Source organism: Geothrix sp. PMB-07, assembly GCF_030758935.1.
GTDB lineage: Bacteria > Acidobacteriota > Holophagae > Holophagales > Holophagaceae > Geothrix.
On the sequence record NZ_CP132333.1, the window covers coordinates 3,281,071 to 3,300,255 of the forward strand.

13 protein-coding genes and 2 pseudogenes are annotated in these 19,185 nt (G+C 54.8%); 7 read left to right on the top strand and 8 right to left on the bottom strand.

Annotated features, from left to right (window positions below):
* Positions 1-74: 74 nt before the first annotated feature.
* Positions 75-2,798 carry a sugar-binding domain-containing protein gene (locus Q9293_RS14405; protein WP_306247712.1) on the bottom strand — a complete coding sequence of 908 codons (2,724 nt, stop codon included), beginning with the start codon at positions 2,796-2,798 and terminating at the stop codon, positions 75-77.
* 100 nt (positions 2,799-2,898) lie between these two features.
* Here Q9293_RS14405 and Q9293_RS14410 point away from each other — a divergent pair, with 100 nt between their 5' ends.
* The 4 genes and pseudogenes from Q9293_RS14410 to Q9293_RS14425 form a co-directional block, all read left to right on the top strand.
* A complete protein-coding gene (locus Q9293_RS14410; protein ID WP_306247714.1) occupies positions 2,899-4,023 on the top strand; it encodes a sugar MFS transporter in 1,125 nt (374 codons plus the stop codon).
* 6 nt (positions 4,024-4,029) lie between these two features.
* A complete protein-coding gene (locus Q9293_RS14415) occupies positions 4,030-5,160 on the top strand; it encodes an ROK family protein (protein ID WP_306247716.1) in 1,131 nt (376 codons plus the stop codon).
* A gap of 315 nt (positions 5,161-5,475) precedes the next feature.
* Complete coding sequence (locus Q9293_RS14420) at positions 5,476-6,366, top strand: IS481 family transposase (RefSeq protein WP_306247717.1); 891 nt, start codon at positions 5,476-5,478, stop codon at positions 6,364-6,366.
* A 141-nt stretch (positions 6,367-6,507) separates the two neighbouring features.
* A pseudogene (locus Q9293_RS14425) lies at positions 6,508-7,070 on the top strand (transposase); the annotation flags it as partial.
* A 152-nt stretch (positions 7,071-7,222) separates the two neighbouring features.
* Here Q9293_RS14425 and Q9293_RS14430 read toward each other — a convergent pair.
* Positions 7,223-8,382, bottom strand: a protein-coding gene (locus Q9293_RS14430) for an IS3 family transposase (RefSeq protein ID WP_306247719.1) whose coding sequence is annotated in 2 segments (ribosomal slippage) — positions 7,223-8,118 and positions 8,118-8,382 — 1,161 coding nt in all. Because the reading frame shifts where the segments join, the coding sequence is not laid out codon by codon here.
* 96 nt (positions 8,383-8,478) lie between these two features.
* Between Q9293_RS14430 and tnpA the strand changes: the two are divergent.
* Positions 8,479-8,781, top strand: a pseudogene (tnpA, locus tag Q9293_RS14435) (IS200/IS605 family transposase); the annotation flags it as partial.
* Between the two features lie 788 nt (positions 8,782-9,569).
* Here the strand turns inward: tnpA and Q9293_RS14440 are convergent.
* The 3 genes from Q9293_RS14440 to Q9293_RS14450 are packed head-to-tail and all read right to left on the bottom strand — an operon-like array spanning position 9,570 to position 14,163.
* Positions 9,570-10,247 carry a hypothetical protein gene (locus tag Q9293_RS14440; protein ID WP_306247722.1) on the bottom strand — a complete coding sequence of 226 codons (678 nt, stop codon included), beginning with the start codon at positions 10,245-10,247 and terminating at the stop codon, positions 9,570-9,572.
* Positions 10,248-10,266: 19 nt separating this feature from the next.
* Positions 10,267-13,407 carry a TonB-dependent receptor gene (locus tag Q9293_RS14445; RefSeq protein WP_306247725.1) on the bottom strand — a complete coding sequence of 1,047 codons (3,141 nt, stop codon included), beginning with the start codon at positions 13,405-13,407 and terminating at the stop codon, positions 10,267-10,269.
* A gap of 30 nt (positions 13,408-13,437) precedes the next feature.
* Positions 13,438-14,163: a hypothetical protein gene (locus Q9293_RS14450; protein WP_306247727.1), complete on the bottom strand. Its 726-nt coding sequence runs from the start codon at positions 14,161-14,163 to the stop codon at positions 13,438-13,440.
* Between the two features lie 413 nt (positions 14,164-14,576).
* Between Q9293_RS14450 and Q9293_RS14455 the strand changes: the two genes are divergently transcribed.
* Both Q9293_RS14455 and Q9293_RS14460 read left to right on the top strand, forming a co-directional pair.
* Complete coding sequence (locus tag Q9293_RS14455; protein ID WP_306247729.1) at positions 14,577-15,299, top strand: GntR family transcriptional regulator; 723 nt, start codon at positions 14,577-14,579, stop codon at positions 15,297-15,299.
* A gap of 298 nt (positions 15,300-15,597) precedes the next feature.
* Complete coding sequence (locus Q9293_RS14460; RefSeq protein ID WP_306247731.1) at positions 15,598-16,323, top strand: IS5 family transposase; 726 nt, start codon at positions 15,598-15,600, stop codon at positions 16,321-16,323.
* Positions 16,324-16,832: 509 nt separating this feature from the next.
* Here Q9293_RS14460 and Q9293_RS14465 read toward each other — a convergent pair.
* From Q9293_RS14465 to Q9293_RS14475, 3 genes are all read right to left on the bottom strand, one after another.
* Entirely contained in the window at positions 16,833-17,126 is a 294-nt protein-coding gene (locus tag Q9293_RS14465; protein WP_306247733.1) for a HAMP domain-containing sensor histidine kinase, read from the bottom strand.
* A 36-nt stretch (positions 17,127-17,162) separates the two neighbouring features.
* Positions 17,163-17,917 (bottom strand): IS5 family transposase gene (locus Q9293_RS14470; protein ID WP_372342157.1). Its coding sequence is split into 2 segments (ribosomal slippage): positions 17,163-17,581 and positions 17,581-17,917, totalling 756 coding nucleotides; the frame shifts between segments, so codons are not numbered across the junction.
* Positions 17,918-17,974: 57 nt separating this feature from the next.
* Positions 17,975-19,159 carry a HAMP domain-containing sensor histidine kinase gene (locus Q9293_RS14475; protein WP_306247734.1) on the bottom strand — a complete coding sequence of 395 codons (1,185 nt, stop codon included), beginning with the start codon at positions 19,157-19,159 and terminating at the stop codon, positions 17,975-17,977.
* Positions 19,160-19,185: the final 26 nt, after the last annotated feature.

The following is a 19,185-nucleotide window of genomic DNA, read 5'->3' on the forward strand; positions in this document are numbered from 1 at the left end:
GATGCAGCAAATAGGGGCGCAAGGACACAAAGCAGAGCTAGGATGCGCAATGGACTCTCCATGGCGGAGATGAATTACCGGAACTGGAGTTTCAGGCTGGCCAAGCCATTCCATGCCTGAACCTTGAGGATGACAGGCTTGAGTGGCTCACTACGTTTAGGGGCCACTTTCACGATGATTGTGCGGCTTTCGCCTGGCAGGAGGCTTACATAGTTATCGCTGTAGGTTGCGGTGAGAACTTCGTCCTCACCCTCCAGGCGGAGCCGTGCATCAAACAGTAAGGCAGAACCAGGGTTCGAGAGGGTGACTCGGAACACGCTGGGTCGTCCAGGCATCGTCTCCGCCGTGAGAGTGGGTGAGACGATGGGCAACTTCTGAAGCTCATCCAGAGCGTTTTCAAAATGCCTAAACTTGTTGAAGCCGCGGTCCTTGGCTTGCTCGGACGTGGGTACAACCGGTGTGGTGGTGCGCACCGCCATGGGATAGTGCAGGTCGCTGATCATCCGGCCGCTGGCATCCTTTAAGCGCACCGCCAGTAGGAAGGTGCGACCTTCGAAATCCATGGGAATGGCCCAGCGGTGGGTGAGTACGGCCCGGGAGGTATTGGCCGCGATGTCCGCAACGACCTCTTGGTGGTCCAGCACCCGGCCTTGAACGCTCAGCAGTGTGGATTCCACTTTGAGGTTCTGCTGGGCCTGATCGAGATCGTTTAGCAGGCTTAGTTCTGTCCGAAACGTCTGTTCGGGCTTCCAGAGATAGGTTTCAAAATCCGCTGCCACGTGGACAGGGCGGCTGGCGCGGCGGGATGCGTAATAACCGCTTTTCGGTGTACCATACCAGTCGACCATCGACCAGGATGCGCAGGGGTAGGCATCGTTGAACTGCCAAATGAGCACGCCGCTGTTCTGAAATTTCTTCGACCGGCAGAACTCAATGTTGAAGCTATTAGCGAGCGCCTGGGCGAGTTGTGAGTGGCGGATGTATTGATCAATGCTGCTGGAGGGCCCGAATTCATTCGCGTAACGGTCTTGTTTGGGCATATGGCTGAAATTCACTTGATAGGATCCACGGAATTCCAACCAGTGCTTGTCCATGGGCCAGAGCTTGTCGGGTGGCGTGAACTTCCTGTAATTCTCCACCACGGGCATCGCGTTCAGGCCCGCCTCGCTCCGGAAAGGACGGACCCGACGGTAGTCGGTATATGGGGCGAAGCGGTGCCACACACCCCAGAAATGGTCATCGCCCATGTAGGGCGATGCCCGGTGGAATTCACGGTCGGGATCCTCCTCCTGGACAACGCGGCCGAGGCGATCAATGAGATCCTTGATGCCAGAGGCATCGGGGTCGAATTCATTCCCGCCACAGTAATAGGTTAAGCTGGGGTGGTTTCGGATCCGGCGGAGGGTGGCGCGGGATGCGCGAGTGAAAATGTCGCGGTCCAGTTTAGAAAAGTCACTGCTGGAGAGAAACTCGAACCAATTGAGAATGCCCTTTTCATCACAGAGCTCGTAGAAATCCTCGGTCTCGAATAGGCCACCGCCCCACACTCGGAGCAGGTTAAAATGAGCATCCTTGGCCAAGGTGAGCAGGTGGTCGTAGCGGGCCCTGTCGAGCCGCAGCATCTGGTCAATCGGGACCCAATTACTGCCCTTGGCGAACATCTTCCTGCCATTGACTTGGAAGGTCCAAGGATAGGCCCCCACCACTTTCCCCTGGCTCTGCACGGCGATGAGGTCATTGGTCAACGCGACCGGCTTGGCAATGGACTCCTTCATGGCTTTGAGGAACTCGTCTGTGTTTTCGTTGGGGATGATTTTGAGCTCGCGGATGCCAAATGACGTGCTTGCCTGATCCGAGATACCCATGCTGGACATTACCTTGACATCGAAGGTGTAGAGGTTCTGATCCCCCATGCCGTTGGGCCACCAGAGCCTGACATCCTTCAGGTCGATGGTGAAATGCGAGGTGGTGGAGCCCTTGGCGGCCACAGAAAAGTGCTTTTCCACTCTGACGGGATCACCTTTGAAGTTTTTGGGCCGGATGTTTCCCACCAGCGTGGATTCAGCAGTCTGAGCAGAGAGGTTCGTGGTTTCGACCTGGACATCCAGGCGAGCTCCGCCTTCAGGCCGCAGTGTTGTCCGCACCCAGGGCTGATCCACCCGCAGGAAATTGGTCACCCGGAGCTTCACCGGGCGCCAGATCCCCGTCACGACCATGTGGGGCGCCCAATCCCAGCAATAGAGGCTCTGGCTGATGGCATGGAGCTGGGGTCGCTCTGGGGTCAGGTCGTACTGATAACCAAACGATAGGTTTCTTTGCACGGCGTCCTTGGGCGCCTCCAGCCGCACGGCGATGACATTCTTTCCGCCATAGTTCAGATCTGAAGACACAGGGAACGCGAATGGATTGAACATGCCTTCCATGGCGCCCAGAGCTTTTCCATTGAGCCAAACTTCTCCCTTGTAGACGATCCCCTCGAAGATCAGGTCGATGGTCTTGCCCTTGTGGGTCGCGTCCAAGGTGAATTCCTTGACGAACCACCACTCCTTCTCCTCAGTCCAGAGGGTGTCGAGGGCATTGGTGCCCACGTATGGATCGAGGATTTCACCAGCTTTGAGCAGAGCTGCGCGTTCAGTAGTTGGGACAGTGACAGGCATGAAACCAAGACGTGACCCTTTAGGCAGGTGAATTCCCAAATGAACGCCTACCCCCTTAGAAAAATCCTTCATCCGCCATAGGCCGGTCAGGGGCACATCGTTCGCCCGTAGGAGCAAAGAGGTGAAGAGCAGGCTGAACATAACAAGCAGGCTCCGTTGCATTCCAGATCTCCCATCTGATATCCAGAGTATGATATACCAGATGTCTGAAAAAAGACCAACCCTTCTCCATGAGGTCACCATGAACTTCCGGGCAGTACCCGTCTTTCTTGTCTTCCTCTTGATGGGTGTGGCTGACGCGATGGCGCCCTTGTCAAGTCAAGTGTCGCAAAACCTAAAAATGGCTGCGCTAATGCCATTCTTTGTTTTCACTGCCTTCGCCGTATTCAGTGTTCCAGGGGGTGTAATGTCCGCGCGCCTTGGGAAAAAGAGGACACTCCTGTTCGGCTTGACTCTTTGCACTGCGGGTGTGGCCGTGCCGACATTCTTTCGTCCACCCCTTCCTCTTTTGTTGATATCTATTACGTTATTGGGAGCAGGAACGACGCTCCTTCAAGTGGCAGGAAATCCCATCATGCGCGATGTGAGCCCTGCGGGAGCATACAGTCGCAATCTTGCCTTGGCCCAGGGCATCAAGGGTGTAGGATCGACAGCAAGTGCTTTTCTTGTAACTGCAGTGACATCTATTACAGTTTTTTCAACCATGGGCTGGCGAGGCGCTTTTCCCATTTTTTTTGCCTTAATGGTTTTGGCGCTGATTTTGGTGGCAACCCTGAAGATACAGGAAACGAAGGCTGAGGCACCCTCAAGTATCTCTAGTTCCCTGACCCTGTTAAGAGAGCCGATCTTCGCTCAAGCGGTAATGGGCATATTTTTGTATGTTGGCGCCGAAGTCTGCATGGCGACCTATTTAAAACCGTTCATGGCGCGATTTGGAATGGGTGAAAGGGTTGCAGCGCTGACTGGTCCAACGGTGTTTTTCGCGTGCCTCACATTGGGGCGCCTAGTGGCTGCCGGTCTAAAAATTCCCGCGAGCTATTTTTTTCGAGTTAGTACCGGGCTTGGATTGGCTGGGCTATTGTGCTTAACGATTGGCGCGAAGCCCTTGGCGCTCCCTGGGGTCATCCTCAGTGGGTTGGGTTTCGCGAATATTTGGCCCATGCTCTTTAGTCTTACGGTGGAGACAAAGCCTGAATGCGCTAGTCAACTTTCTGGACTTATGTGCATGGCCATCAGTGGTGGTGCCTTACTTCCTCTTGTAATGGGACAACTGGGAGGCGGGGAGCTTTCGATTTCATTCTGTGTTCCATTGGCCTGCTTTGTATATCTCTCTGCTTTAAGCCTGATGGACTGGAATGTGAGGTGATTTGACATGGCAGATTCACGCACAATTCTGACCCTGGACGCTGGCGGAACTACATTTAGTTTTCATGCCATTCGTAATCAGCAGGAAGCATCAGCCCCTCTTGTTCTCCCAAGCCATGCTGATGACCTCGGGGCCTGCCTGTCCACGCTTGTAGATGGATTCAATCGTCAGAAACAAATTGTAGGCGGCCCAATAGCGGCGATCAGCTTTGCATTTCCTGGGCCAGCTGACTATGCTCGCGGCATCATTGGTGATCTTCAAAACCTCCCTGCCTTTAGAGGTGGGGTGGCTGTTGGCCCCTTTTTGGAAGACGCTTTTGGTGTGCCAGTTTACATTAATAATGATGGAGATCTCTTCACATACGGGGAAGCCCTCTTCGGAATATTGCCGAAAATTAATGAATTGTTGGCTAGCTCTGGGAGTCCAAAGTGTTTCCGTAATCTGTTGGGTCTTACGCTCGGCACAGGATTCGGAGCCGGCGTGGTAACCGAAGGACACTTGCTTCGTGGCGATAATAGTGCGGCGGCAGAAATCTGGTGCCTCCGGAATAAATTGGATCGAAATTCTTATGCGGAGGAAGGGGTATCCATTCGTGCCATCCGGCAGGCCTACGCAGTTGCGAGTGGCATGAATTACGAACAGGCCCCCGATCCACGGGAGATCGCAGAAATTGCCGCTGGGACGAGACCCGGAAATGTTGGTGCAGCAAAGGACGCCTATACCCGTATGGGTGAAGTGGCTGGAGATGCAGCAGCGAATGCCGTGACAATGGTAGATGGGATAGTCGTTATCGGAGGTGGATTGGCCGGAGCATCTGAATTCTTTCTCCAATCCATGGTAGAGGAAATGAATCGCGACTTGGCAAGCGTCACAGGCAGGGGAAATGTTCCAAGAATGGAGCTTAAGGTATTCAACCTAGAGGAGCCTACTCAACTTCAAACCTTTTTAAAAGGCCAGGTCACAACCATTCTCGTCCCAGGGGCACACAGACGACACATTGCTTACGACCCCATGAAGCGAATCGGCGTCGCCGTGACTCGTCTCGGAACAGCGCGGGCTGTAGCTCTAGGTGCCTATGCCTATGCAATTGCAGAACTGGACCGGCAAAATGTTTGCCCCGCACAGATTATTAGCTGAGGGCAGATAATGGAATTCTAAATTCCTGACGTCCTTATTCTAAGTATTTGAGTCGGCAGTTCCAATATCCATGGACCTTCTCATCGTTCTTATCGTTTTGACTGAGGGGATGATGTTACGTAGTCGGCCCTGAATAATCGCAGACGTAGATTTGGCAGGGATTTGAGGTAACTTCTGGCATATATCTAGTTGTAAGTGCCAATCAGGTTGTTCACCCGAGATCTGGGAAGCTGAAAGCGCCAACAAACAGCTTTCTCGGAGCCTCGGGTGAACCTCCACAGTTCAGCAAAGTCTTGCCCCGCCAGTCGAGCATTAATGGTGAAGCGCGTTCTGGAGGAGGACTGGACGGTCCGGGATGCGGCTGAATCCATAGGAATCAGCACGCGCAGGGCCTACCGATGGCTCGCTCGGTTCAAAACAGAGGGTCCGGCCGGACTCCTGGATCGCTCCAGCCAGCCGCATCGCCTGGCGCGAAGCCACGAGCTTGGCCTCGTCGTCGAGGCCGTAGGTCGAAGGCGGCGGGGCCAGGCGGCGATCCGGATTGCCTCGGAACTGGGCGTGCCCCGTTCCACCGTGGGCTTCTGGCTCCGCAAGGCGCGCATCTCCAAGGCTTCGGACCTCCAGCCCAAGGAACCCGACAACCGCTACGAACACGCGGCCCCCGGCGACCTCCTCCACCTGGACACCAAGAAGCTCGCCAACTTCCACGAAGTGGGCCACCGCGCCACAGGCATCCGCCACCACAAGAACCGCGATGCGGGCTACCAGGTGCTCCATGTCTGCTCGGACGACCACTCGCGGGCCTGCTACATGGAAGTGCTCCCGGACGAGAAGAAGGAGACCACTGCCTCATTCCTCCAGAGGGCGCTGTTGCACTTCCAGGCCCGGGGCGTCACCGCCCGCAAGCTGCTGACCGACAACGGCTCGCCCTACCGGTCCAAGGCGTTCAAGGCCATGCGCGAAGCCTTCGGCCTCACGCACAGCCGCACCCGCCCCTACCGCCCACGGACCAACGGCAAGGCCGAGCGGTTCATCCAGACGGCCCTGCGAGAGTGGGCCTACGGTCCCACCTGGCAGAACTCAGACGAAAGAAACCAGGCGCTCGGCGCCTGGCTCCACTTCTACAATCACCACAGGCCCCACAAGGCCTTAGGTGGTCAGCCCCCGGTTACCCGGCTGGTCAACCTCGTTGGCACCGACATCTAGTACACCAGGATGGGAGGGGTGCCTCCCACTTTTCCGGGGCACAAATGAAGCCTGACCCAAACCCCGAAAAATGGACCAGGGATGATGTGAAATTCGGGCCTTGGAGGGCACCCTAGAGGGAGCCCAGCCAAGGAGGCAGAGATGCCAAGGAAGGGACACAGCGAGGAGCAGATCGTCTTCGCCTTGAAGCAGGCAGAGAACGGGGCAAAGATCCCGGATATCTGCAGGAAGTTGGGGATCTCGGATCAGACCTTCTACCGGTGGAAGCACCAGTTCGAGGGGCTCGGGGTCTCTGAGCTTCGAGAACTTCGGCAGCTTCGGGATGAGAACGCCCGGCTGAAGCGCTTGGTGGCAGACCTGAGCCTGGACAAGCACATCTTGCAGGAAGTGCTTTCAAAAAAAGTCTGAAGGCCGCGGTGCGACGTTCGCTGGTGGACTGGATCCAAAAGGGCTATGGGTTCAGTGAGCGTCGCGCCTGCGGCCTTGTGAGCATCTGCCGGACAAGCGTCCGGTATAGGCACAGGCGGGACTCGCAAATCCCTTTACGAATGCGGTTGAAGGAACTGGCGGCAGCCCGAGTGCGGTTCGGCTATCGGCGTCTGACGGTGTTACTACGGCGGGAGGGGTGGCACGTGAATGCGAAACGGGTCTATCGGATCTACAAGGAGGAGGGGCTGATGATCCGCACCAAACTGCGGAAGAAAATCGCACGGAGAAGGCCACTCATCGTAGAACGGGCCAAGGCCCCGAATCAGCTGATCCGCCCCGGTTTTCTAGCGCAGGTTCAATGTGGAAGATCGGACCTCTGAGAGTCCCCTTGGCCAGTGTTTTAGGCCTTGGGAGCGGGTTGGTCGAATCAGGATACGCCCTCACACAAACCAGGTGAATCAGGCAGGAGAAGGCCCGCCCCTCGGGGCGGGCCTTCTCCTGCGGGCGCGGGATTCTGGGCTGCGAACTGGGCCGGTGTCTGGTCGTCCAGTGCGCTGTGTGGCCTGCGGTGGTTGTAGTCGTAGCGCCAGGCGGCCAGCTTGCCCCTGATTTCTGCCATGGACCGGAATATCTCCGTGTTCAGGCACTCATCCCTCAACCTGCCGTTGAAGCTCTCAATGAAGGCGTTCTCCGTGGGCTTCCCTGGCCGGATGAAGGCCAGGTGCACGCCCCTGGCATCTGCCCAGGCGTCCATCACCTTCCCAGCGAATTCGCTTCCGTTGTCCACAGTGATCGATGTGGGCTTGCCCCGCTCCCGAACCGCCAAGTCCAGGACATCAGCCACATCGCTGCCATTCAACCTGGGCTTGCCCCGGATCGCCACGCATTCCCTCGTGAACTGGTCGACTACCGTCAGGATCCGGAAGGGTCTCCCATCATCAAGTCGGGCCGCCACGAAATCCATACTCCAGCGCTGATTCGGGGCCTTGGCCCGTTCTACGATGAGTGGCCTTCTCCGTGCGATTTTCTTCCGCAGTTTGGTGCGGATCATCAGCCCCTCCTCCTTGTAGATCCGATAGACCCGTTTCGCATTCACGTGCCACCCCTCCCGCCGCAGTAACACCGTCAGACGCCGATAGCCGAACCGCACTCGGGCTGCCGCCAGTTCCTTCAACCGCATTCGTAAAGGGATTTGCGAGTCCCGCCTGTGCCTATACCGGACGCTTGTCCGGCAGATGCTCACAAGGCCGCAGGCGCGACGCTCACTGAACCCATAGCCCTTTTGGATCCAGTCCACCAGCGAACGTCGCACCGCGGCCTTCAGACTTTTTTTGAAAGCACTTCCTGCAGGATGTGCTTGTCCAGGCTCAGGTCCGCGACCAGGCGCTTCAGCCGGGCATTCTCGTCCCGAAGCTGCCGGAGTTCCCGCAGCTCAGAGACCCCGAGCCCCTCGAACTGGTGCTTCCACCGGTAGAAGGTCTGGTCTGAAATTCCCAACTTCCGGCAGATGTCAGGGATCTTTGCCCCGTTCTCCGCCTGCTTCAACGCGAAGACGATCTGCTCCTCGCTATGTCCCTTCCTTGGCATCTCTGCCTCCTTGGCTGGGCTCCCTCTAGGGTGCCCTCCAAGGCCCGAATTTCACATAATCCCTGGTCTGGTTTTCGGGTTTTGGGTCACAAGCGGCTGGCAGCGCAGAAAGAGAGCACAGCCCTGGAAGGGCACCTGATGTCCGACCATGTTCATATGCGAATCGCAATTCCACCAAAGTATGCAGTAGCGCAGGTGGTGGGATTCATCAAAGGGAAGAGCGCGATTCACTTGGCGCGGGTATACGGTGAGGCGCAGCTAAATTTCACAGAGCAGCATTTCAGGGCACGCGGATACTTGGTGTCGACAGTCGGACGAGATGAGCAGCAGATCAGGGCGTATATCCGAAACCAGGAAAAGGAGGAGGAACGCTTGGAAAAGCTGGAACTTTGGCGCTGAAGCCACCGTATAGGTGACTCCGATCAACTGGGGCCGCGTTAGCGACAGGTTCCCCGGGGCAACCATTACAAATGGAAGCAGGGGGATTTCACCCCCCTGCCCCTTTTATAAAACTCCAGTTTTAGCCATAATTTTTTAGTTCCGGCTGAACATTCCTTGTTACGGGTTGACTTTCTTCTTGCGGTTGGCAATTGTCAAGAACCAAAAAGAGAAGGCCCTTGATCGGTGTTCAGCCTACCTCCGGGTTCTGACAATAGCTATCTTATATGGAATTCCAATATCACCTGAAACCACTAGAATGAGTGGTAATGGCTCCTTTTGCTCGTTGGTGAAGGTGAGGGCTTTATTCCTGGCAGAAATCGGCCAAGCGACCATACGTGCAATCTGAGAGCGGGCATTCAAGCTAGGAACTGGAGCGCCCGGGGCTTTGACAGTTCGGAGGCTTTGAACTAGCTGCCCGGACTGAAAGGATAATTTCCAGGAGATTGTTTCTCCCGGGCTTGCTATGAATCGGTATAGGCGTTGCCCGGCCCCTCCGGGATCGTTTGGAGAAATGATCAATGTGGCCTCTTCAAGGAGGTTCGCATCATCAGGTACAGCAACGGCGGTCTCGCTGGAACCCAGCTCAGCCTTAGGATCCCTGATGTGTGTGTCGGAAGGTACCCCTTGTGAAAACAGAAGATCGCCCATCAGCAATAGCCCAAATATGGGAATGCGCACGATAACCTCCATTGGCGCTGAACATAAAGAACACAGGGGACCTCCCCCTGTGTTCTTTATAAAAACTTCTAGAACCGATACGTGATGCCAAAGTCGATCCAAGCTGGGTTGACCTTCTCATCAATGCGGACAACTCCAGGCTTAGTCAACTTGCGGTCATCCAAAGCATAAGTGCTACCTAGAGATACAAATTGGTACCTTATCAGCAAGGTGACGCACTCATTCACCTCATAAGCGATGCCTGTGCGAAATCCAAATTTGATTTCTGCACCGTTCGAATGGGACGCCATTGAATTTGCGTTCGGATCAGAGTCATGTCCCAAGGTTAGCCATGGGTTACTGGTATGCCACTTGTTCAGTGAGAAGCCGGAAACGATCTTTAGAGCTTTGATTGGAGTGGGCACATAGATATCTCCAGCCAACTGAAAGCTCGACAAACTGGTGTCGACCCCAGATACCTTCGTGTCCTTGGTGGTGAACGGATCATCAGATACGAAGTGCCTCACGTTAGTAGTGGCTGCCCCCGGGAAATGGTGGTACGCGATCGAGGCACGGAAGGGGATCTCCGTGCCTCCTAATATGCCCTGGTAGCCCAGGTCGAGAGAAAAGGCGACTGGCCGATCTGTGACTTTAGTCAAGCCATCAAGCCCCTTGATCACATTAAGACCGATTGAGAAAGGTGATTGGGCCAAAGCGGCGCTGGAGAGCGCGGCAAGAACCAGGATTGTGCGGGAAAAGGTGCGCATGAAGGTCTCCATTGATCGATCAGAACTTCAGGCCAATGCTGAAGCTCAAGGAGCGGGGAGAATCGTAGAAGTAGCTACCCTGGGCCTTAGGCGCTGACCCGAAACGAGTATCGCTCAGCCATAGGGTACTGTTGCCGTTATCTCCATTGTTAAAGCCATGGTAATAGCCATAGCGCACCTGTCGGTTTGTAACGTTGTCCACCATCAAATCACCAATGAAACGGGTGGTCTTGATGGAAATGGGAACTTCCCAGGAGATCTTTAGGTCCAAGCGGTAGTAATCGTTCTCGCGGTAGGCCCCACGGTCGGACCAGTACTGGGTGTAGGTCTTTTCATTGGTGGTTGCGACAGCAGGCGTGAAAGTAGCCTTACTCCAGTCGTAGGGAGCGGCAGCAGCAGCCGACCAATTGCTACCACTGTTGTATTTCAATGCTAATGCGTAGGTTATCCGACCAATCCCCATGGGCTGGATCGCCAGAAGCACTAGACGGGCTCGATGCTCAACGTTGTTGAGCAGTGGGCCAGTAGGGGAGTAATCCTGAGGGGTAAGACCCATGTCGCGTTTGATGCTACGGTTGTAGAGCAGGCCCTGGGCGCTATTATCCATGTATGTACCGCCGGATGAGTCACCGCCGTCATTGTTGCCGACAAGACGACTCCAGCCGTAGTTGCCCTGGAAGGTGAGGACACTGTTTAAGCGTTTCTCCCATTCAACCTCAATACCGTGGTAGACTCTTTTGAATATGTCGGTATTGTAGATATAGGTCTGAACTTGGCGAGAAGCAGGTCCAGCAGGATTAAGTGGGTTGGGTAGATCAATGTAGTTGGTGTCGTTGAGGTCGTGATCGATTGCCCAGAAATTACGGTAATCCCGGTAGACTAAGCCCAACCTGAACCAACTTCGGTCATCGAATGATCGCCGGTAGCCCAATTCAAGCTGGTAGACATAAGGGGCTGTTAAAGTGCCTCGAATTTGGTTTTGGCGCGAGTTATCACTGACACTATAGGCTGGGCCATAGTTGGAAGGGTCTACAAGTGCTGAAGTCGGCACCCAGGCCGCGGCTTGGTTAAGCAAACTAGGATCACCACTCAGTCCTGGCAACCCCACAGATTGCTTGTTCCAACCTCGCAGCACAGACAGAGCATTGGCCTTTTTAATGAAAAAGTCTGTGAATCCAATGTTGATGTCGCTATTGAAGCGGGCGAAACTCATGTCGAGCAGGTGAAGGGAATCCCCCTTGACATCCCAGCGAATCTGGATTCGCGGGCTGGGTGCAGAAGATCTAGCAAGTTGTGCACCGTCTGTGTCGATCACCTTGAACATGTCATGGCGCCAACTTAAGAAGAGGTTCAGCTTGGGGCTGATTGTCCATTGGTCTGCCAAGTAAATAGCACTGTTCTGATTGGTTGAGACACCGTCTTTCCCGACCCATTGGAAAATCACAGGTGCGATGCCACTGTTTCCTGAGTTGCTTTGGCCATAGCCTTTAGCTCCTTGCCAATTCACGGCGGCAAAAAGCCACTCACCTGTGACCGGGTTGCGGAAACCGCCCCCAACACTGTTGACAAGCAGATTTCTTCCCCCGCCCTGATCACCCGTAAAGCGGCGCGCCCTATAGTAGTCGATGCCAAGATCCACATCGTGGGTACCAGAAAACTCGAAAATACGCTTCAATTCAATGCGGCCATTTGATGACCCACGTTCTTCAGGGATGGGGTTGTAGCCCGTACCCATGGTGGCGTAGCGCTGATAGGAAATCAGGGGACCCGCGGGCTTGTCGAAGACCATATATACCGCTTCGCCCGTTCCACCCCCACCAGTGTCACCTAATGGCCACGCAATGACGGAATTCTGGGACTCATAGGTGACCTGAAGGGATGTATTACTTCCAAAGAATCCGCGGTAGTTAATACCCCTGGCCTTCCAGGTATCCATCTGGTCCCCCAATTGCCGAAGGGCCAGCACGTAATTGGGCCTTCCAACTGTATTGGTAAAGCTCTCGCGATCATCAGTAACGTTCACTTCCACTGTGTGGTCAGCATGGGGACTGTACGTCAATTTGTACTCGAGGTATCTTTGATCAGCAGTCCCTACATACGGCGCGCCCTGTGTGATCCCACCGGACCGCGGATCGCCCGCCCAGTAGAAGCCATTGCCCGGGCCGGCCAGGATCCACTGATCGAGGACGGGAATGGTCGACCGAGCTGGCCGACTATAGGTGTTAAGGTTTAATCCTTGGTCAGGGACGGTTCCTGGGAACCTGTCTAAGGGTTTGAAAATGCTGGCTACATTGAACCAGAGCATGTCCTTGATGATTGGCCCGCCAATAACGACCTGATAATTCCTGTTGAGGTTTTCCACTGAGCCGAACTGTTCATTCACGTTCCGCGCACTCCATGCGCTGGACCACAGACTGCTGCGAACGCTGCCTGTAAATGTGTTGCCTCCACTCTTGGTTGTCACATTGATCGAGCCACCAAGCGCCCTACCGTTTCGAGGGTGAAGGGGAGAGAGCACGACCTGAAGATCCTCGATGTTATCTGGAACCACTGTGGTTAGAGAGACCGAGTTCGAGACAGGATCGACAACATCTACTCCATTTTTTCGGAAGTTGGTGCTGTTGGTGGTACCGCCGCGGACCGAGTATCCGCCACCTCGCCCCGACACGATGCCCACCGACATGTCGGCTACACCACCATAGTCACGGTTCCCGGTGGGAAGAGCGATCAGGCGATCGCTGCCGATGCTGGTACCGGTGGTCGTTTCGCTCTTGGCAATCACGCCTGGAGCAGTGCCTTCAACGGCGACTAGAGCTTGTGCCTCAGGGATCTTCTTGAGTGTGATGTTTTGAACCAGAGTCGAATCCTGGCCGATCCTTAAGTTTGTGGCACCTATGGTCAGGTAGTCGGTCCTATTGAATACCAAGGAATAATTCCCTGGTGGTAGGAGCGGTATGCGGTATTGGCCCTTTGAATCGGACACAACGGTGCGCGACGCGATTAAGGTTGAGCTGGAGATCCGAATCGTGACCCCGGAAATTGGACGGTTCTGTTCATCCACAACGGTCCCAGAAATGGCACCTGACATAACCTGAGCGGAGAGTGAGGCACCTCCTGCCAACAGCATGGCAAGGCCGCTTAAAAATCGCTTGGTATTCATGGTTAACCTCATGTTCATCAGCTATCGGGATTAGAAACGGAAGATGTAGGCCAAATCGAGGTGCAAGATCGAGTGCTTCTGTTCAACCAGCCCGTCCCCCTGAAAGAACGGCTTTCTGGCTGACCCGGCACCCAGAACCAATGGCGCGCCCGGGGTATGAACAAACTTCAGCGAGGTATAGCTCTGAGCCAGAACATTGAACTCGAGGCCGGAATCGCGTGAAACATCCCAGCGCACTCCAACGAAGGGGCTAATTCCATACGCACTCTTGGTGGGAGTTCCATTGAAGGAGTCGTCATACCTCCCGGACACCGTATCCTGCCACTCGCCAACGTATTCGTGGGTGAACCTGGCGCCTCCCGCCTGAAGTCCGCCCTGTAAATACAGGCCATCCGAGAACACGGGATGCGCATAACCTAGCCGGAAAACAACGCCGCTAAGGCTGTTTCGGCGGCTGTCAGCCCCATAGTCTGGCGACCTCTCCCCAGGGAAAGGGGAGCCTGCGCTGACCTGATACTGATTGCCCGACTTCCATTGATAGCCAAGCTCCGCGCTGATGCGGCCCGATCCTAATGAGTGGAAGGCGCCCACTGTAACAGCTGCCAACGCGCCACCGAGACGATCCGGATCTGAGAGCCCGTAACCCGCACGTAGTTTGAACTCGGCACCATAAGGCAGAGTTTCATGCTCTGCACCATAGAGGGCGCCTAAAGCCATCATGGCAAAGGCCGCGCAACGTGAAAAATGGGTGGACATTTAACCTCCTTGGATAGTGGAAGTGGGTATTTGGTTCCTGCAGGACTGGAAGATAAGCGAACCTCGATTTGGTTTTAAAACGTGATACATTACATTCATTAAATATTCAGGAAATACATGATGCTACTTGCATTGTTTTGTTTCAAAGGATCAATTGTCCGTGTGGCCTGGGTGATTCCGCCCAGTGATGAACAAGTTTCAAGAAAAATCTTATGAAAATCTGATGCATCACATGCCGTGCGTCAATACTTTTTTTGTTTTCCCTTCCCGTTAACCTGGGAGGTCCCCATGCGACCACCCTCTAATGGGGTGTAAGTCGGTGACGTGCAGCCAGTGCGGATGGGGTAGCCTGGGCTTTGGAATTCCCTTGCCGGGATTTGTCGCCCGTTGTCGATGCAGAGGTCACATCAGCCATGCGAATGAAAAAAGCCCCTCAGCCCGGAAACCCGTCCACCTTCATGGAGGCACCGATCCTGCAGACCCAGTCGCTGAGAGAGCAGGTGTATGACTACCTCCGCACTGAGCTCAACCAGGGGCGACTTCAACCGGGGGCCTTCTTCGACACGGGAGCTTTAAGCCAGCAGCTAGGAGTCAGCCGCACACCATTGAGGGATGCCTTGTTGCAACTCGAAGCCGAGGGCCTCGTGGAAATCCTGCCGCGTCGCGGCTTCCGGGTGAAGACTCTTACATTGGAGGAGATCCGCCACATTTACCAGGTGGTGGGGGCTCTGGAGTCCGCAGCCATAGCCTCCACGGGTGCCGCGTTCACCAAGGCTGATCTCGCCAAGATGAAGGCTTCGAACAAGGTGATGATCCAGGCAATCAAATCGGAGGACTACGCCCTTTACTACGACCATAACACTGCTTTCCACAGTGTTTTCCTGGACCGCTGCGCCAACCCGCACCTCACCGCACTGGTGCAGTCTTACAAGCACCGGCTTTATTACTGGCCACTTCGAAAGGTGTTCCTTAAGGCCTGGGAGGAGCGCTCCGTAAAAGAACACGAGCAGTTGATAACGCTGCTGGAAGCCGGTGACGTGCAGGAGGCGGTGGCATACCACAGGGATGTGCACTGGTCCTTTGAAAACCAGGAAGCCTTCATCCGCATTTACTATTTCACGGATCGACCAGATTGACCGGATGGGCGTGCCGTCTCGGGTTCGCCTCGCAGGCACCTGATTCCAGCCACGGAGGATCAGGAACGGGATCGCACTGCCCCCGTATTAGCATTAAAGTAGGTGGAGAATGAGGCAATACCTCCTGGCACCCTCCCAGAGATTAGGGTATTTCCTGTCAGACAATCTACCGGTGGAAGCGCTAGGTAGTCGGCCCTGAACAAGTCACAGGTTTAGATTCGGCAAGGATTTAAGGGAACTTAAGGCATATCTGGTACACCAGAAAGTGAGGGGAGACCCCCGATTTTCCGGTGTACGGATGAAGCCAAAACCGAGGCGTACGACGAGCGAGCAGCCGGTGATCGGCTGGAAGCTGGACTTGGCGCTGGACCCGAACCACGAGTTGGTGCGGCTGGCGGCGGTAATTCCCTGGGAGGACCTGACGGCGGAATTCGGCCGCCTGTATGTGCCGGACCTCGGGCGTCCTGGCATTCCGGTCCGGTTGATGGCGGGCCTGCACCTGCTGAAGCACACCTACGGGCTGTCGGATGAGCAGGTGGTGAAGGGGTGGGTGGAGAACCCCTACTGGCAGCATTTCTGTGGCGAGGAGTTCTTCCAGCACCACTTCCCGATCCATCCCTCGCAGATGACGCGCTGGCGGGGCCGCATCGGCGAGAAGGGGGTGGAGGAGCTGCTTCAGGCCACGATCAGCGCTGGGAAAGCCACGGGCACCATCACGGAGCGGAGCTTCGAAAAGGTCATCGTGGACACGACGGTGCAGCCGAAGGCGATCCAGCACCCGACAGACGCGAGACTGTATCGGAAGGTCGATGCCGCCATGCTGAGGATCGCGGAAGCCGAGGGCATCAGGCTCCGCCAGAGCTACCGCAAGCTCATGGAGTGGGGTTTCCGAAAGCACGAAGGGCATGCGAAGGCCCGGCAGTTCAAGCGGGCCAGGAAGGTGCTCCGCAGTCTGAAGACCATAGCCGGAAGGGTGCAGCGGGATGTGGAGCGGAAGCTCATGTCAGGCGACATCAGAAACTGACCCCCTGGCGACACGAAATCTGACCCCCTAAGGAAGGGGGTAAGTGATGGAAGTGGAGAGGCAGGATCCTGGCAACCGGGGACCGGAGGCCACGATGCTGGGTGAGGGGGCAGTGGCGCAGGTATTCGCGTTGAGGGCCTTGGGGTGGGGAGCAAAGCGGATCTCCCTGGAGATGGGCGTGTCCCGGAATGCGGTCCGGGATTGGCTGAGGGCGGGCGAAGGCCGCCGGTATCCGTCTGATCTGGCCCCAATGTGTTTCTCAGGGCCGACTACAATCACCACCAGCCTCATTCGGCCATAGGAGGTCAGCCCACCAGTCACACGGCTGAACACCCCCATTGGCAACGACAGGGAGCGAATGCCACGAACCCTCTTCAATGGGCGAGGAAGGCCGAATCTTCAGAACCGCCCCTTCGTTTATGCCATCCTTTGGAAGCACCCTGAATTGACCAACCCTCTTCCAAGGCCAGATCGTCCAAATCCGAACTGCATAAGAAATCCGGGCCAGGTCAAGGTATGGGGATTATCACTCGGAAAGCTGTTCCGAATCCAGGCTGACTGTCCACTTCAATATTCCCAGAATGTTGATCGACAAGTCCCTTGACAATACTCAAACCAAGGCCCCAGCCCTCAATCAAATCCCCGGCTTGAGCCTGAGTAAAGGCCTGAAAAATGGTGGCAATTTCTTCAGGTTTCATACCTCGCCCGGTGTCACGGGTTTCTAGGATCCATTTACCATCCCGTTCCCAGGAATGCACCTCAATGGAACCTTCCTTTGTGAATTTTAATGCATTTCCGACCAAATTCAGAAGAATCTGCTGAAGGGCTAGGGTGTGTTTTCAAAGTCGGAGCCAGGTAAGGACACAGGCAATGGCGACCATGGCGCTGTAGTTGCGCATGGTTTTGTCGTAACGGGTAGCGAGGCTTCGGTATTGTTTGAGCTTCGCGAACAGGTTCTCGACGGCGTGGCGGGCCTTGTAGAAATGCTTATCGAAGGCGGCTGGATCCTTCCTGCATGGATGAGGTGGAACAACTGCCTCTGCTCCAATAGACGCGATCTGATCCCGGCAGGACTTTCCGTCGTAGGCACGATCACCGAGAACAGCCCCGGCCTCCCGGCCCATTAATAGGCTTCCGAGTTGCTTGCTCTCGTGCGACTGGCCTGGTGTCAGCACGAAATCGACGGGGTTGCCGTGGGCATCCCCGATCAGGTGGACTTTGGTCGAGAAACCGCCGCGCGAGCGGCCAAGCCCTTGGATGTAGGTCCCCCTTTTGCACCAGCCGCATGCTGATGGGCGCGGATAACGGTTCCGTCGACCATGACCCATTCGCAATCCGCTTCACCTCGAAGGGCTTCGAGGACCCGCTGCCAGACTCCGCTCCGATTCCACCGATTGAAGCGCGTGAAGACCGTGTTCCAAGGTCCGAAGGATTCAGGCAAATCTCTCCAGGGCGCTCCCGTTCTGTGCTTCCAGAGGATCGCTTCAACGATGGGGCGATTGTCCAGGCGAGGGCGCCCCATTCCACCCTGCTCGCTCGGCAGCAGAGGCTCTAGCCTGGCCCACATTCGTTCAGTCAGAAAAGTTCTCGCCACGCTCTACCTCAACGTCATACCCATGAGGTACCGCAGTTAGGCAATTTGTACAACCCCTTACGTCCATTTGCCTTTCTTGACTTTGAAAACAGGCCCTAGTGGGTCACCCAATATGCGAACATCCCTAGACGAAGGTGTTTCTTGATAGTGAAAACGTATCCCAACTGCTTCTGCCCGAATTTTAAAACCATCAACTAATCCCTCGATAGCTTGTGAAGGCACTATAAGGCGTAACCTCGAGGCTGGTAATACATGCTGTAATCTCGAAGCATCAAGGAGTCGACCCGCCAACTGTTCCAAACGTTTCGCCTCCATTTTGATAATACCAAGCATACGATCATTAAATACAACAGTCTCACCATCTATGCTTTGTACAATTAGCGAAATTGAAGTAAGAGGTCCACGTAGATCATGGACAATCCCAAGTGTATGTTGAATTCGTGCCTCAAGTGTTTTTCGGATTTGTGTGTGCGCGTCTTCTATTTCCCTGTTTTTTTGAAGCAAGCGTTCAGTACGACGGCCAACCTCAATCTCAAGAGAGTGGTTCCTCTTCTGAAGAATCGTAATTCTCCACCGCCATACAACAATCAAAGTGGCAAGAACTGATATCACTCCTAGTGCTTGTAATGCGAGCCGGTTGTATGACTTCTGTTGTAATCGTGACGCGAATGAATGTCCACTGATTCCATCCATGGTCAAACAGGCTAAAAAGCGGTACCCGCTCATTTGCAAATTCATTATATTAGGCATATTGCCGATAATCATCTCAGTTGACTGGCTGCCAATTCCCTTAACAATATATTGAACACGAGGGCTAAAAATACGCAGTGGCATGAGCATGCCTTGGAGGAAGTTTAAATTCTCGAGGTGAGCAAAAACATCTACTGCTGGCAGCGACAGAACCACTGAATAAGGAGAGGGTGATGAAATCAGTTCAGTAAGGTCATTTAGGCGGTAGAGTCCGTTAGTAAACCCAATCCAAAGTCTCTGAATTCTGTTAGCGAATTCATTATAATGATTCACGGATCGCCAAAAATGATCCACAACAGCCTCAAAGCCCGCTCTCTCCCGAGCCGTAATGCCCATTAGGAAATGAATATTCTTAATGATCAGCATACCGTGAATATACCGGAAAGTATCGTCCCTAAAGGCGTGCAAATTCCTCAAATTAAGGTTACGCAGCCATATGTTTTCAAATAAGTTATAGACCGCCGGAGTATACGGAACCGAGAACACACTCATGTCCTCCAACCGGTGAATTACTATGT

Coding starts and splice junctions, on each gene's coding strand:
- Q9293_RS14405 (WP_306247712.1), bottom strand. CDS start 2,798: ATGTTCAGCCTGCTCTTCACCTCTTTGCTCCTACGGGCGAACGATGTG.
- Q9293_RS14410 (WP_306247714.1), top strand. CDS start 2,899: ATGAACTTCCGGGCAGTACCCGTCTTTCTTGTCTTCCTCTTGATGGGT.
- Q9293_RS14415 (WP_306247716.1), top strand. CDS start 4,030: ATGGCAGATTCACGCACAATTCTGACCCTGGACGCTGGCGGAACTACA.
- Q9293_RS14420 (WP_306247717.1), top strand. CDS start 5,476: ATGGTGAAGCGCGTTCTGGAGGAGGACTGGACGGTCCGGGATGCGGCT.
- Q9293_RS14440 (WP_306247722.1), bottom strand. CDS start 10,247: ATGCGCACCTTTTCCCGCACAATCCTGGTTCTTGCCGCGCTCTCCAGC.
- Q9293_RS14445 (WP_306247725.1), bottom strand. CDS start 13,407: ATGAATACCAAGCGATTTTTAAGCGGCCTTGCCATGCTGTTGGCAGGA.
- Q9293_RS14450 (WP_306247727.1), bottom strand. CDS start 14,163: ATGTCCACCCATTTTTCACGTTGCGCGGCCTTTGCCATGATGGCTTTA.
- Q9293_RS14455 (WP_306247729.1), top strand. CDS start 14,577: ATGCGAATGAAAAAAGCCCCTCAGCCCGGAAACCCGTCCACCTTCATG.
- Q9293_RS14460 (WP_306247731.1), top strand. CDS start 15,598: ATGAAGCCAAAACCGAGGCGTACGACGAGCGAGCAGCCGGTGATCGGC.
- Q9293_RS14475 (WP_306247734.1), bottom strand. CDS start 19,159: ATGAGTGTGTTCTCGGTTCCGTATACTCCGGCGGTCTATAACTTATTT.